This window comes from Pseudomonas sp. P9_31 (assembly GCF_034008235.1).
Classification (GTDB): domain Bacteria; phylum Pseudomonadota; class Gammaproteobacteria; order Pseudomonadales; family Pseudomonadaceae; genus Aquipseudomonas.
On the sequence record NZ_CP125375.1, the window covers coordinates 2983640 to 2998118 of the forward strand.

General features: G+C 61.9%; 9 protein-coding genes. 3 read left to right on the forward strand and 6 right to left on the reverse strand.

Annotated elements, in window-relative coordinates:
• From QMK51_RS13090 to QMK51_RS13100, 3 genes are read left to right on the forward strand one after another with little or no spacing between them, the layout of a single operon-like run.
• Positions 1 to 1197: an efflux RND transporter periplasmic adaptor subunit gene (locus QMK51_RS13090; RefSeq protein WP_320394330.1), complete on the forward strand. Its 1197-nt coding sequence runs from the start codon at positions 1 to 3 to the stop codon at positions 1195 to 1197.
• A 2-nt stretch (positions 1198 to 1199) separates the two neighbouring features.
• A complete protein-coding gene (locus QMK51_RS13095) occupies positions 1200 to 4346 on the forward strand; it encodes an efflux RND transporter permease subunit (RefSeq protein WP_320394331.1) in 3147 nt (1048 codons plus the stop codon).
• Entirely contained in the window at positions 4343 to 5740 is a 1398-nt protein-coding gene (locus tag QMK51_RS13100; RefSeq protein WP_258700370.1) for an efflux transporter outer membrane subunit, read from the forward strand. Before QMK51_RS13095 ends, QMK51_RS13100 begins: the two co-directional genes overlap by 4 nt.
• 79 nt (positions 5741 to 5819) lie before the next feature.
• On the opposite strand, the gene QMK51_RS13105 is transcribed toward QMK51_RS13100, so the two are convergent.
• The 6 genes from QMK51_RS13105 to QMK51_RS13130 form a co-directional block, all read right to left on the reverse strand.
• Positions 5820 to 7355: a tyrosinase family protein gene (locus QMK51_RS13105; RefSeq protein WP_320394332.1), complete on the reverse strand. Its 1536-nt coding sequence runs from the start codon at positions 7353 to 7355 to the stop codon at positions 5820 to 5822.
• A 43-nt stretch (positions 7356 to 7398) separates the two neighbouring features.
• Positions 7399 to 9576, reverse strand: a complete 2178-nt coding sequence (locus QMK51_RS13110; RefSeq protein WP_320394333.1) for a multicopper oxidase family protein — start codon at positions 9574 to 9576, stop codon at positions 7399 to 7401.
• 113 nt (positions 9577 to 9689) lie between these two features.
• Positions 9690 to 10070: a hypothetical protein gene (locus tag QMK51_RS13115; protein ID WP_320394334.1), complete on the reverse strand. Its 381-nt coding sequence runs from the start codon at positions 10068 to 10070 to the stop codon at positions 9690 to 9692.
• A gap of 204 nt (positions 10071 to 10274) precedes the next feature.
• Positions 10275 to 11330 (reverse strand): hypothetical protein, encoded by a 1056-nt coding sequence (locus tag QMK51_RS13120; RefSeq protein ID WP_320394335.1) that lies wholly within the window; start codon positions 11328 to 11330, stop codon positions 10275 to 10277.
• 31 nt (positions 11331 to 11361) lie between these two features.
• A complete protein-coding gene (locus tag QMK51_RS13125) occupies positions 11362 to 13170 on the reverse strand; it encodes a hypothetical protein (RefSeq protein WP_320394336.1) in 1809 nt (602 codons plus the stop codon).
• A gap of 3 nt (positions 13171 to 13173) precedes the next feature.
• The gene (locus QMK51_RS13130; RefSeq protein ID WP_258700376.1) at positions 13174 to 14466 is read right to left on the reverse strand and encodes a hypothetical protein; all 1293 of its coding nucleotides are present in this window, start codon (positions 14464 to 14466) and stop codon (positions 13174 to 13176) included.
• Positions 14467 to 14479 lie beyond the last annotated feature (13 nt).

Sequence of the window (14479 nt, forward strand, 5' to 3'; positions counted from 1 at the left end):
ATGTCGACCAAAATTTTCGCCAAATCCCTGGTGACCGCCGCGGTTCTATTTTCCGTGATCGTGCTGTTCGTGTTGAGCGGTTGTTCCCCGGGCCAATCCGCGCCAGTGATCGAACCGCCCAAAGTGTCAGTGATCACGGTGCAGCCCAAAAGCCAGGCGCTGACCACGGAGCTGGCCGGGCGCACGCAGGCGTTCATGGTCGCCGAGATTCGCCCGCAGGTCGGCGGTATCGTCCAGCAGCGGCTGTTTGTCGAAGGTGCCGAGGTCAAGGCCGGGCAGGCGCTCTATCAGCTGGACGCGTCCTCTTACAAGGCCGCGTTGGCTGAAGCGCAGGCGACTCTGGCCAAGGCGCGCGCCACGTTGAAGTCGGCCCAGGCCACGGCCAAGCGCGATGCACAGTTGGCGAAGATCGATGCCATCAGCCAGCAGGACAACGAGGATGCCCAGGCCAGTCTGCTGACCGCCGAGGCTGAGCTGCAAGTGGCGCAGGCCGGCGTGGATACAGCACGCATCAACCTGGCCTATACCCACATCAGCTCGCCGGTCAGCGGGCGCATCGAAACCTCGACGGTCACCCCCGGTGCGCTGGTGGTGGCCAATCAGGACAGCGCACTGACCACGGTGCAGCAGTTGGACCCGATCTACGTTGACGTCACTCAATCGACCACCGAATTGCTGCGCCTCAAGCGCGACCTGGCCAGCGGCGTGCTGCAAAGCAACGGCGAGGGCGAAGCGCGGATCAGTCTCAAGCTCGACGACGGCAGCACCTACGCCCATGAAGGTCGCTTGAAATTCAGCGGGGTCAGCGTCAATGAGGGCACCGGCACCGTGACCCTGCGGGCGGAAATCGCCAACCCGGACCGGCTGTTGCTGCCGGGCATGTATGTGCGGGCGGTGCTGGAACAGGCGCGGGACGATCAGGCCATCCTGATTCCGCAGCAGGCAGTGACTCGCAGCGCCAGTGGCGTGACGTCGGTGTTGCTGGTGGTCAACGGCAAGGTCGAGCAACGCGTGCTGACCATCGACCGCGCCGTGGGCAACCAGTGGTGGGTCACCTCCGGCCTGACGGCGGGTGATCAGGTGATTGTCGAGGGCGGGCAGAAAGTCCGGGTCGGCGCCCCGGTGCTGGCGCAGAACCCCGGCACTCGCAGCCGCACGCTGCACTCGGCGCCTACCGCCATTGCGCAGGAGGGTTGAGCATGGCGCGGTTCTTTATCGATCGACCGATTTTTGCCTGGGTCATCGCCATCGTCATCATGCTTGCCGGGGCCTTGTCGATCAGCCAGTTGCCGCTGGAGCAGTACCCGGACATCGCGCCGCCGACGGTGCGGATCTCCGCCACCTACACCGGCGCCTCGGCCAAGACCGTGGAAGACTCGGTGACCCAGGTCATCGAACAGCAGATGAAAGGGCTGGATAACCTGACCTACATGTCGGCCTCCAGCAGTTCGGCGGGCAGCGCCAGCATCAGCCTGACCTTTGCCGCCGGCACTGACCCGGATGTGGCGCAGATGCAGGTGCAGAACAAGCTGCAGCAGGCCGAGTCGCGACTGCCGCAATCGGTGCAGAGCGAAGGGCTGACCGTGACCAAGGGCGGTTCGGACTTCCTGATGATCGCCGCCCTGGCCTCCGACAACGAGAGCGTCACCGGTACCCAGATCGGCGACTACATTTCCAGCACCTTGCTGGACCAGATCAGTCGCATCGATGGCGTCGGCGACGTGCAAACCCTCGGTTCGGGATATGCCATGCGCATCTGGCTGGACCCGGCCCTGTTGGAAAAGTACGCGCTGATGCCGTCTGATATCAGTAGCGCCCTGGAAGCACAGAACACCGAAGTGTCCGCCGGCCAGCTCGGTGCCTTGCCAGCGGTGGCCGGGCAGCAACTGAACGCCACTATCAGTGCCCGCAGCAAGCTGCAAACCGCCGAAGAATTTCGCAACGTCGTGGTCAAGTCCACCAGCAAGGGTGCCGTGGTGCTGCTGGGGGATGTCGCGCGGGTCGAACTGGGCAGTGAAAGCTACGACGTGAGTACTGCCCTCAACGGCAAACCCGCCGCCGCCATGGGCGTGCAGCTCGCCGCCGGGGCCAATGCCCTGAGCGTGGGTGAAGCCGTGAAGGCCAAGCTCAAGGAGCTGGAGCCTTTCTACCCAACGGAAATGCAGCTCAAGAACGTGATCGCTTACGACACCACACCCTTTGTCAGCCTGTCCATCGAAGAAGTGGTCAAGTCCCTGGGGGAGGCCATCGTGCTGGTGGTGCTGATCATGTTCCTGTTCCTGCAGAATCTGCGGGCCACGCTGATCCCGGCGATCACCGTGCCGGTGGTGCTGTTGGGCACCTTCGGCGTGCTGGCGCTGTTCGGCTATTCGATCAATACCCTGACCATGTTCGCCATGGTGCTGGCCATCGGCCTGTTGGTGGACGATGCCATTGTGGTGGTGGAAAACGTCGAGCGGGTGATGGGCGAGCAGGGGCTGTCGGCCCTGGCGGCGACGCGTCAGTCCATGGCGGAAATCACTAGCGCGCTGATTGGCATCGCGCTGGTCCTCAGCGCCGTGTTTATTCCCATGGCGTTTTTCGGCGGTTCCACCGGGATTATCTATCGGCAGTTTTCGGTGACCATTGTTTCGGCGATGTTGCTGTCGGTGCTGGTGGCGATGACGCTGACGCCAGCCTTGTGTGCAACCTTGCTCAAGCCGTCCGATGCCCTGGGCCATGGCGCGCAAAACGGCTTCTTCGGCTGGTTCAATCGCAGTTTCGAACGCAGCGCCAAGCGCTATCAACAATGTGTGGGCGGCATTCTGCAGCGCGGGCGTCGGAGCCTGCTGGTGTACGGGGTGATTCTGCTGGCAATGGGCGCAGGTTATGCCAGCCTGCCCACTTCGTTCTTGCCGGATGAAGACCAAGGCATCCTCATGGCGCAGATCCAGTTGCCGGTGGGCGCCACCGATAGCCGCACTCAGGCGGTGATGAAGCAGTTCGAGGGCTACATGCTCGAACAGCCGGAAGTTGAGGCGCTGATCAGCATCAGTGGCCTGGGCATGGGCGGCAACAGCCAGAACACCGGCCGGGCTTTCATCAAGCTCAAGGACTGGAGCGAGCGATCGGGGAAAGGCCAGGATGCGGCCTCGATAGCCCAGCGGGCGACCCAGGCGCTGGCGAGCATTGGCGATGCCAACGTGTTTGTCATGCAGCCGCCGGCCGTGCGCGGCCTGGGGCAAAGTTCGGGTTTTGATCTGCAACTCAAAGACCTCGGTGGTCTGGGGCATGACGCCCTGGTCGCCGCGCGGGAGCAGTTTATCGAGTTGGCGAAAGAAGACCCGCGACTGCTGGGGGTACGCAGTATTGGTCTGGACGATACACCGCAGCTCAAAGTCAGCATCGATGATCGCAAGGCCGGCGCCTTGAGCCTGAGCACCAGCGACATCAACGCCACCTTGTCCACGGCGTTGGGCGGCACTTACGTCAATGACTTCCTCAATCAGGGCCGGGTGAAGAAGGTCTACGTGCAGGGCGAGGCCTCGGCGCGCATGCAGGCGGCCGACCTGGAGCATTGGTTCGTGCGCAACAGCAACGATGAGATGGTGCCGTTTTCCTCGTTCGCCAGCAGTTCGTGGAGCTATGGCTCGCCGTTGCTGGAACGCTACAACGGCAACGCCTCGCTGGAGGTGGTTGGCGATCCGGCGCCGGGGGTGAGTTCCGGGGTCGCCATGGACGCGGTGGAAGCGATCATCAAGCAACTGCCCGAAGGCATCGGCTACGAGTGGACCGGGCAGTCTTATCAACTGCGCCTGTCCGGCTCCCAGGCACCGCTGCTGTACGGGATCTCGGTGCTGTTTGTGTTCCTCTGCCTGGCGGCGTTGTACGAGAGCTGGTCGGTGCCGTTCTCGGTGATGCTGGTGGTGCCGCTGGGGGTGGTCGGCGCGGTGCTCGCGACCCGTTTCAGTGGTTTGAGCAATGACGTGTACTTCCAGGTCGGCCTGTTGACCACCGTGGGCCTGGCGGCGAAGAACGCGATTCTGATCGTCGAGTTCGCCAAGCACCTGCAAGAGCAGGGCAACAGCCTGCGGGACGCGACCCTGACCGCCGTGCGCCAACGCCTGCGACCGATTCTGATGACGTCTTTGGCCTTCATGTTCGGCGTGTTGCCACTGGCGTTGAGTTCCGGCGCCGGTTCCGCCGGGCGCCAGGCCATCGGCACCGGTGTGCTGGGGGGCATGTTCAGCGCCACGGTGCTGGGGATCTTCTTTGTGCCGTTGTTCTTCGTGCAGATCCGTCGCCGTTTCGGTCGCGTATCCACCGCATCGACCGCCAACCCAACCGTCCAGAAAGGTGATGCATGATCAAGTTTCATTGGCCATTGTTGGCCGCTCTGGCGTTGCTCAGCGGCTGTATCAACCTGGCGCCGCAGTATCAGCGCCCCGAGGCGCCGGTTTCCGGGCAATGGATGCCGGCGACCCGCATGCCTACAGGCGATGCGGCGGCGGATATCCACTGGCAGCAGTTCTTTACCGACAGTCGCCTGGCGCGCTTGCAGACCCTGGCCCTGACCAACAACCGTGACTTGCGTCTGGCCAGCCTGAACATCGAAAAGGCCCAGGCTCAATACCGCATTCAGCGGGCGGCGGCGTTTCCCGCCATCGATGCCGGCGTCAGTGGCACACACAGTCGCACACCAGGCTCGGTGTCCAGCAGCGGCGCGGCGAGTACCAGTCATGAGTACAGTGCGCAACTGGGTTTGAGCAGCTACGAGCTGGATGTGTTCGGGCGGGTGCAGAACCTTCAGGACGAAGCGCTGGAAGACTACCTGGCGCTGACCGAAACCCGGCGCAGCACCCAGATCAGTCTGGTGGCGGAAGTGGCCACGGCCTGGCTGACCCTGGCGGCGGACAACGAGCGCCTGCAACTGGCCGAAGAAACCCTGCGCAGTCAGCAGGCAACCTACGAACTGACTCAGCGCAGTCACGCCTTGGGTGGTTCTTCCGGTCTGGCCCTGGCCCAGGCGCAAACCACCGTGGAATCGGCCCGGGGCGATGCGGCGGTCTACGCCAGTCAGATTCTCCAGGACCGCAATGCCTTGCGCTTGCTGGTCGGCAGCGATATACCCGATGAGCTGCTGCCCGGCGCCAGTCTGCAATCGGCCGCGCTGCTGGTTCAGGTGCCGGATGAGTTGCCGTCCAGTCAGTTGCAACGGCGCCCGGATGTCCTGGCCGCCGAACACACGCTGAAGTCGGCCAACATCGATATCGGTACGGCCCGTGCGGCGTTCTTTCCGAGCATCAGCCTGACCGCCAATGCCGGTTCCGCGAGCTCGGCCCTGTCCGGCCTGTTCAAGGCCGGCAGCGGCGCCTGGACCTTTGCCCCGAGCGTCAGCCTGCCGATCTTCGATGCCGGCAGCAATCGTGCGACGCTGGATGCGGCCAGGGTCGAGCGTGAAATCCAGGTGCAGACCTACCAGCAAACCCTGCAGACAGCCTTCAAGGAAGTGGCCGACGCCTTGGCGGTACGCAGCACCCTGGACCAACGTCTTGAAGCTCAGCAAGCCTTGACCGACGCCAGCCGTAAAAGCTTTGAACTGGCCGACGCGCTCTATCGCGGCGGCTCGCAAAGTTACCTCGAAGCCCTGGACGCCCAGCGTTCGTTGTACAGCGCGCAACAGGACTTGATCACCCTGCGACTGGCCGAGCAGAGCAACCGGGTAAGTTTGTACAAGGTGTTGGGGGGTGGCTGGAATTAAAGGTTGATGCCAGCCACGGTTGCCCTACAAATCGCTTCCAGGCCCAGAGATATCCAACCCTCTGAGCCTGGCGGCAGCGCTACTGCGTTTCCAACAACAGATGCACCTCAATGGTGGGGTTGCCCATTAGCTTCTGCGGGAACCGATCACCGATGAAGTCCTTGTTCACGGGTTCGACCCAGACGCTCAGCTGGCCGCCCTGTACAGCGGTTATCGGCAGTTTGAAATCGAAGTGGGCCAGGGCGTTGGCCACGCAGTTGGCGCATGTCTGAACCTCCACGGGCTGAAACAGTGCTTTGGAGGCGATGGTCTTTCCATCCTTCTGCAAGTGCACCGAGAAGCTGCCGGGGATCTTCAAGCGGTTCACGCCGCTGACCCGCACGTTGACCTGGTCGGCTTCGACCGAGAACCCCCTGGACGCAGCGAGCGTGCGCTGGGTCTTGGGCAGGAAGTCTACCGGCGAGGCCGCCGCTGGGGGGGCGTAGTCGACGTCGAGCTGATTCACCGAGTCAATGATCGAGAGCGTGTTCAGTTCCGGCGGGTTGCTGGTGAACGGGTTCAGGGACTGTAGCGCGGCATCGTTGAAGATCTGATAGCTGAGGGGATCGGATACGTCGTTGATGGTGGTGAGCAGGCCATGCAGGTCGGTGGCCCCCATCTTCTTCTGCCATTCCCAGAACAGCCTGTCCCAGTTGCAATGGAAGAACCAGAACACCGGGTCGAAGGCCGCCACTTCCTGATGCTGCATGGTCAGGCCGATTGAGTTGTGGCCACTGTCATGGGCGGCAATGATGGTGTCGTAGTCGGCATCGGACCAGTAACCGTGAAAGTCTTCCCAGTCAGTCTTGCTCATGGCCCGATTGATGTCGGCAGTCACGCCGTACTGCACAAGGTTCTGGGCAATCTGGTCATAGTCAAAACGTGTGGTGACGTAACCCTCGGGATACTTGGGGCCTACCGCTTGCGGCAGTACGTACTGGTCGAAGGGCGGGCTCTTGAGTACGTCGGGGAAGGGCGTGGTGATATCCCAGTAGGGCAGGGTCACGCTCTCGCAGCCAGGCACCGACCTCAGGGCGTTTTCGAAGCTGATCAGATAGGCCCGGTGCCAAGGGTTGTAGCCCGGCACATGGTGCATGCAATACGTATTGGGGGCTGGCAACCAGTGGTATCCGGCCTGCACGAAATAGCTGTTCGGGTCGCTGGGATCCTTGTCCAGGAGGGCGGAAAACGCTTTCTTGAGCAGATCGAGTTCGTAGCTGGACAGCGTGGTGATGTCCTTGCGGACCCTGCCGACAGGTGCCGCGACGCTGAACAGGGACCTGGCGGCGAAATTCGTTTCGGTGGCGTTGGCGGGGGGCGTTCCCTTTGGGTAGCCATTGTTCATCCAGTTGAGAAAGGTGCCCACCCAATCGGCAGGCCAGGGATTACCTCGCGGCATGTTGCCCGCCGCTACCTGTTGATAGATGTTGCCGGCGTGGTCCATCACGACGTTGTAGCTGGCCAGATCAAGGCCTAGCCTGGCCATGTGTTCTCTGTCTACGGAGGTAAATAGATCGCGGATCTGCCCGTACCAGGTGGGGTTGGTGACAGGGGCTGTTGTGGAGGTAAGCGTCATGACCGACTCCTTGTCGTCAATTTTGGTGCAAAAGGATCGCCCATCAGTGCTGGTGGGTGTCCGACGGTTGATTCGAGGCGTGCTTCATACCTGCCATGCCAATGCCGCCGCCCTTGGCATTGAGGTCTGGAACGATCTGGATGTTGGTCATCATGCCGCCGTCTTCGTGGTCGAGGATGTGGCAATGGATGACGAACTCACCGATGTAGCGGTCGTAGTGCGTGCGCACCAGAACCTGGTAGTCGTTCTGCACAAAGAGGGTGTCCTTGAACTCATGCCACATGCCGCAGTACTGGTTTTGCAGCCCCAGCTCGTCGGCCGGCACCAGGCACTCGCCGTTGGGGCCGAAAATGCTCTTGGGTTTCTCGCCGGGTTTGGCGTAGAGCACGTCCATCACCTGGAACGGGTTGACGTGAATGTGAAAAATGTGGGGTTCTCCCTGTGAAGTCAGGACCCAGTCGTCTGTCGTGTTGACCTGGCGGGTGAAGTCGATGCGGTCCGGGTCATAAGACTTGTAGTTGATGAAAAATCCGAACGCACCGGTCCAGGGATCTCCCGGCTTTTGGGGGGCTGTGGCTGGCGGCGAGGGCGGGAAGGGTGGATGGCCGATGAAGAAGTCGACCTTCTGGATGTCGTCGTTGATCACCGCGTTCTTCAGATCATCCATCCCGCGCCAGGGTTTCAGGTCGCCGGTTCGCAGTCCTTCGAGGGCCGCGACAGGGAGCGATTTGTCCGCTTTGTTGGCGTCGTACAGCGCTTGCTGGATATAGCTTTGCGGATCGTCTGTCACGGCCTTGCCGCCAGACACGATGACCGTGGCCAGCAATTGAGTTTCGTTCGGGCCTTGGCCGCCCGGGCCGCCTTTGGGGCCGGCATTGGCGCGTTCAGCGGGTGTCGCCGCCTGGTTCAGCACACAGTAGGTGCCGTCGCGGGGGAACATGAGCAGCACATCACTGCGATAACCGGGTTGCAGGAAGTTGCTGCCGATGCCGCCGCTCACGCTCTTTTTGTTCACGCCGATGGGGCGGATCGCGGTGCGCGTGAGTCCGTCGGCGGCGATCTCGAACTGAGGCACGAGTTCGACCGGTTTGCTGGTGTCCGGCACGGTCGCCGGGCACAGGTCGGCGATCATGGCGGCCTGTTCCTTCGGCGTACCGCTGAGCACACCTTTCAGCGCGAGCAGGGCTTTTGGACTGGTTGTATTCATGGGCACGATCTGCAGGTTCACAGTGTCGTGGATACCCCCATGAATGAAGCGCCAGCGTTGTATTTCTCCCGCGGCGATGCCCTCAAGCGTCGGCTGGACCACGCCGTTGATGCTGGTGAACCGACCGCTCTCGTCCCAGACCGTGGCCGAGGAGAGCTGCGCATCGAAGTCTTCCACCACGCCTGTTTTCCCGCTGGGGCACGTCCAGGTGCCATCCTTCTGCATGATGTCTCCCTTGTCGTCGAAGCAGGCATAGGGGATTTGCTGGAACAGAAAGACCTGCTCGGTAATGGGGCGTCCCGAAGCGTCTTTGAGAATGGTGTCGATGTCTCCTGGCTTGCCACCGGTGTAGGGACGGTCGCCGCGGACGATCAGGGCCCCCGCGGCACCGCTGGCGACTTGCAGCGCAGTGGAGCCATGTCGATGGGCGTGGTACCAGAAGGTACCCGAAGGGTGATCGGTGGGGATGTTGACCTCGTACTCGAACCTGGTTTGCGGAGCAATGTTCAACAGCACATTGTCACTGTTGCCCGAAGGCGAGACGTGCATCCCGTGGTAATGCAGATTGATCGTGTTGAAGCAGCCCGGCTTGCCATTCGCCGGGTCGCCTCCGCCCGGACAGCTTGGATCGTTTTTTTCCAGTTGGTTGTCCAGGTGCACACGCAGGGTGTTGCCTGGCCGCACATCGATGAGCGGCCCGGACAGGCAGCCGCCATAGGATCGCAGTTTGACCTTGTCTTTCGCGCCATCGGGATTGCCCGGGTTGTAGATCTGATTTTCGCGTTTCTGGACTTGCAGGTTCAGCTCGACGGTTTGACCGTCGCGGGTGATGTCGCCCGCGGGGTTGCAGCCTGTTTTCTCAAGCGCCAGCTCGTTCGCCTTCAGCGTGCCGGGAGGTCCTTTTTCAAGGAGTCTGGGCGGTGCCAGGAAAGGTTGTGGAGCAAGTTCGGCGAGTGCTGCCGAGGATGTCGTACAGACCATCAGCCCGGCCAAGACCATGCGAAGCAACGTCATGTTGTTCTCCCTGCGCCATTGCGCGAATGAAGGCGACAGCCTGTTCGGCCGCGTGTCCTTTGATCATCTGACTTTCGTGGGGACCAGCATCAACCCTGCGGTTGCTGCACTTTTTACGGCGGATAACCTTTGCTCTTGAGCACTTGCGTGACGGTCTCGGCCATGCCGGAAAATTCACACGTGCTGCCGGCGCCAGGGGTATGGACAGGTGGCCGGGCGACGGAGGGATCGCCGCGGGTGAAGGGAGGACAAGGATTGTACTGGAGGGTCAGTTGCACCTTTTGGGCAACGACGTCGCTGGAAATCAAGGCGATGATTTTCAGCGCCTCATCCAGTCCCGACGAGATGCCGCCGGTGATGCGTTGTCTGTCGACGACGTAACGTGGATGACCTCCACGGCGCATGGCCTGGCTGTTGCGACAAGGCGAAGCGGCGGATTTTGCCGCCTCGGTCTGCGAGGGTGCGCTGCTGGCGTACCGTCCTGGTGCGGGCATGGCTCCCTCCTTGGGGAACACCGCGCGGCGAACGCGTTTGCGTCGCCAGGTGATGAAGCTTCCTGCTAATCAGCGATGCGATGCCCGGACGGCAAGACCGGAGGTCCTGCTGCCCGGAGCCAATGTCCTGCGGGGCAGCTCTGGGGAGCATAGCCCGCACCCGTTCACGTGCAAGGTGTTTTCGTCGGCTGGTGGCCATGCTTTTCAGAGCGGCACCCGACGCAGTCGACCGCTCAACGGGACGACGTTGTCGTCTGGCGTGGGCAGTGGCCGGCCGGCTAATCCCATGCCTTCGCTCACCAGTACCGCCCCCTCCAACAGGCACAGGTTGGAAGGGGTATCCAGGCCGCGGGCGAGCACGGCGACCTGGGCGGTTTGCAGGTTGCAGCTCAGCAGTCGCCCCGTGAAACGTGTGAAGCCTCCATGCAGTGGTTCGCCGTTCCAGTCCGGCGGCAAGGGTTGCTGAAGGCGGTCGCAGAGCTCCAGGACCAGTACATTCCCCTTCGGGCACAGCGCCAGTCCGGTGGGCAGTTGCAGGCCGCGAATCAGGATCTCGATTTGCCCGCTGGCAGGCCAGACCCGAATCACCTGGCCGGCCTTATCGGTAAAGTCGATGCCCTTGCGCGAGGGGTCGCCCTGCAGCTCTCCGGAGAACAGACTGATCAGCACGGCGTCTGTCGCCGGTTCGTACACCAGGGTCACGGGGACGGCTTCCTGGCCCTGGTCCAGTTCGGGCAACTGGACCAACACACGCTCGTCCTGTCCTGTGGTGAACTCCACCAACTGGTTGGTATCGGGTTTGACCGCCAGCCAACTGCGACGGGTCGGGTGATAGCACAGCGCATTCAGATTGCCACGGCTGTGAAACACCGGTTCGGGCGGTGTGAATTGCAGGTCCAGCAGTTTGGAACCTTCGACGTAATCGGTCTGGCTGACCAGACAGCGCCCGTCACCACAGGCGATGTCCGACAGCCCCATGATTTCATCGCGCAGCATGCGGGCCTGCATGTTCATGGCGCGAAAACCTTGCGCCAGTGTTTCGCGGGGCAGGTAGGCGCCGGGCCTGTGCGGATCCGGCCGAAGTCGACTGATGCGGCCGCTGAAGGGCTGGTCCGGCAGGCCCGAGCCGGCTTCGGTCAGCAGCAGGCTGCCATCGGCCTGCACACAAATGCCCCGAGGGTTCAGCAGGCCCTCGGCGATGATCGTGCTCGGGCGCAACGTTTCAGTCGGTTGCGCCGGGATATGAACGGGAACGGGCATAAGGTCTCTCTCCATGGACAAGGGGGCACGACTACTGCGGCGGTTGCCACGGTTCACCGGTGAGATACGCCCGGAGCAGTGCCCGCTGGCAGGGCGACATCGAGCGCACCACGGGCATGAACAGGGTGGTGCCTTTGTAGGCGTCCGAGGTGCGGGCGAGGATGGGGTTCTTGGCGCCCATGACCGCGTCGGGCTGATTGAGCGGGATGTAGCGCGACATGGCGGGGAAGGCCAGGTAGTGAAAACGCAAGACGTTCGGGTACATCAGCTCCCAGGTGATGGGGGTGCCCGCGGGGATGCCGAAGTCGGTCTGTGCGTATTTGCGAAAACTGGTGAAGTAGCCACCGTTTTTAAAGCCATTGATCGCGTAGGTCAGCGCGACAAAGCCCGCTTGGGCGGCAGTACCCGGTTTGACGGTGACAGGGAAACTGACTGCGAGCTGGCCGGGTTCTACGGTCAGCGAGGCCGGAAACTCGAGGAAATTCCAGTACTGCGGATTTTTGTATACCGCAGGTGGACTGGCTTTCAGGTCGATTTCGGTGGCTTTGGTGACCGGGCCGCCCAGACATCTCACCTGCAGGGTGATCGACAGGCCATTGGGGTAGTCCTCCAGATAAACGTTGCGCTGATCGGCATACACCCTATAGGTCGATTCGATTGCGTTTAGTGTGGTGTCGGCAACTTCGTCGGGTGCGGTGATGGCCAGCTCGTTGGTCCGCACCGCGTCCTGTTGGCTGGTACTCAGGGGCAGGTCGACGATGCCGCCATACACGTAGTAGTTGAATAACGGACTGGTTGTCGGGTCGAGGGTGGTCAGGGTGGTTGCGCCTGCAGAGATGGTGACGAGACCGTAATCCGCGTTCGGTCCGATGGGGCTGGTGATGTCGTCTCTGACGGCCCTGAAGGTTTGCTTCGGGATGACGTTCACCATGTCGATGCTCAGGATGCCGCTGTCGCCCAGATCGGCATAGCCAGTGCTCTTGGTGCTCTGGTTGACCAGCTGCCGGCCCGGCTGACAGTTCTTCGGTTCGTCCGCGAAAGCCGGAGCCAGTGTACCGATGACCCGGCCGATGCTCGGATTGGGGGTGTATCGGCCGGCGGCGTAATCGGCATCCAGTTGCTCGGTGGTCATCGTGGGGCACATCTCGAACATGACAAAGCGCAGGACAATGCCTGTCGCACCCGGCGCCTGGATGATCGATCGCAGGCCACTGCTGTTCTGGTTCCAGCTGACGATGCTGCTCAGGGGAAAGGTCAGCTGAAACGTGCCGCTGAGGCGGAAAGAACCCGGCGCATCCATCTCCTCTGGCTCCAACACCCGCTTTTTGACATCCAGGCTGCTGCAGACCGTGTTCGCGCGAATCAGCAATTGGATGTCGCTGTTACCGCCAATTTGCAGACCGCCGACGAATATCTGGGTGGTCGTTGAGGAGGTGGGGTCCAGGTCGACCATCATCGGGCCGGAAACGGGGCCCTGTCCGGTCACCGGGTCCACCGAGCCGAGCAGATAGACCGGCTGGCCCACCATATCGCCGGTGGTGCTGATGCTGCCCGGATTACCCTGGGAACTGATCAAGGCGTTCTGCATGTCGACGACGTGCTGCCCGTAGTGATTCCAGCCGCCGGCGGTGTAGTAGTCGCCGTCGGGCGCGTTGATCATGTTGTTCAGCTGATCGTCGGTGTAAGACTGGGCACCCGGTGCCAGGGTCGAGGTGGTCAGGTCGAAGAGCGGCCATTCCTCATCACCGTCGTAAGGGATGGTGGGTGAGTTGTTCGGCAAGCTGACGTCCGTGCGGATGCCGCCCCAGAAATTCAGCCGTGGTCCATTGAGTATGCTCATGATCTATTCCTCGTCCTTGGTGGTTTTGCCGACAGGCGCATTGGCGAATTTGAACAGGTAGGAGTAATCGGACTTGTAGGGGCTCTTGACCGGTGTCGCCATGGAGTGGCAATTCATGCAGCTGCTGTTGGGCTGGATGTAGCTCTCCATGGTCACGTTGGCCGACAGGGAGGGTGTCGGCTGCCCCAGTGGGTTGCTGGGGTTGTCCGGCATCAGCGGGCGTTGTGTGGTGATGAGCTGGTAGTACTTCAGCACGCTTCTTTGCAGGTCCGGGTCGGTGCGGTAGTTGGTGTTGACCCCGTTGGTGACTTCGGCAATCGGGGTGACCCGGTTCAGCGGGTTCGGTGTCTGGAACGTGGTGCCGGGTTTGGGCACGCAGACCAAATGTGCGCCCTGAGTCTGCCAGTCGCAGGGTGATTGGTTGAGGGAGGCGGCGGGGGCGGCGGGGTTGAAGTAGGAGTAGGCTGTGCCGGATGTTGGCTGGTCGACCCACTGGCCGTTCACCAACGCCTTGGGCGCAACGTTGTCGATCTGCTCGAAAGTCGACCAGATCCACTGGGGATAACCGTTCGCCTTGGTGATGATGTGCAGGCCCACCAAACCCAGGTAAGCCTCGGTGACGCCGGTGCGCTGGCCTTGGTCGTCGAACTTGGCCACGCGCGCGAGCATGGTCAGGTAGTGACTGGCGTTGTCGTTGGGGGTGAGGATGCGCCAGCTCGATTTGACCTCGATGACCCCATAGGGAAAGTTGATGTTGTTGGCTTTGGAAACGACATCGGCGTTATAGAAGCTGTTGTCGACGATGTAGTTATAGGACGTCTCGTTGGCCGAGATGTCGTAGTAAGTCGGGTTACCGGCCTGGTCGATCAGCCAGCCGCCGACAGCCTGGTCGACGGCATTCACCTGAGTGCTGTTCTTCAGCGCGGCGATATTGATGATGCCCAGGCTTTTGGCGGTCTGCGGGGTATTCCACGGGCCAGGATCGGCCCCCCTCGGCAGAAAGATTTCCTCCACGGTCTTGTAGGTCTGCCAGACGGTGTAGCCGGGATCCCCAGGCTGTTTGGCGCAGTCAGGATCACCTCGCTGCCCATCCTGTGCAGGCCAGTTCAAGGCGATGAACATCTGCCAGCTGTATTGATCGAACAGGTCCTGACTGGCCGTGGCGGCCGGCGCGGTGCTGGGGGGTTGGCAATTCAGGTTGCTGGTCTGTGTCGACGGCATGGCCTGTTCCCGGGCCAGTGTCGGCAGACTGGCCAGGCCCAGTAGCATCATGGTGAGACTGAGTGTGGTTTTCATGGCGATCCTTCGT

What these genes read in the sequence shown, in the direction of transcription:
- QMK51_RS13115 (WP_320394334.1), bottom strand. Translation starts at nt 10,070, where the DNA reads ATGCCCGCACCAGGACGGTACGCCAGCAGCGCACCCTCGCAGACCGAG.
- QMK51_RS13100 (WP_258700370.1), top strand. Translation starts at nt 4,343, where the DNA reads ATGATCAAGTTTCATTGGCCATTGTTGGCCGCTCTGGCGTTGCTCAGC.
- QMK51_RS13125 (WP_320394336.1), bottom strand. Translation starts at nt 13,170, where the DNA reads ATGAGCATACTCAATGGACCACGGCTGAATTTCTGGGGCGGCATCCGC.
- QMK51_RS13095 (WP_320394331.1), top strand. Translation starts at nt 1,200, where the DNA reads ATGGCGCGGTTCTTTATCGATCGACCGATTTTTGCCTGGGTCATCGCC.
- QMK51_RS13090 (WP_320394330.1), top strand. Translation starts at nt 1, where the DNA reads ATGTCGACCAAAATTTTCGCCAAATCCCTGGTGACCGCCGCGGTTCTA.
- QMK51_RS13105 (WP_320394332.1), bottom strand. Translation starts at nt 7,355, where the DNA reads ATGACGCTTACCTCCACAACAGCCCCTGTCACCAACCCCACCTGGTAC.
- QMK51_RS13110 (WP_320394333.1), bottom strand. Translation starts at nt 9,576, where the DNA reads ATGACGTTGCTTCGCATGGTCTTGGCCGGGCTGATGGTCTGTACGACA.
- QMK51_RS13130 (WP_258700376.1), bottom strand. Translation starts at nt 14,466, where the DNA reads ATGAAAACCACACTCAGTCTCACCATGATGCTACTGGGCCTGGCCAGT.
- QMK51_RS13120 (WP_320394335.1), bottom strand. Translation starts at nt 11,330, where the DNA reads ATGCCCGTTCCCGTTCATATCCCGGCGCAACCGACTGAAACGTTGCGC.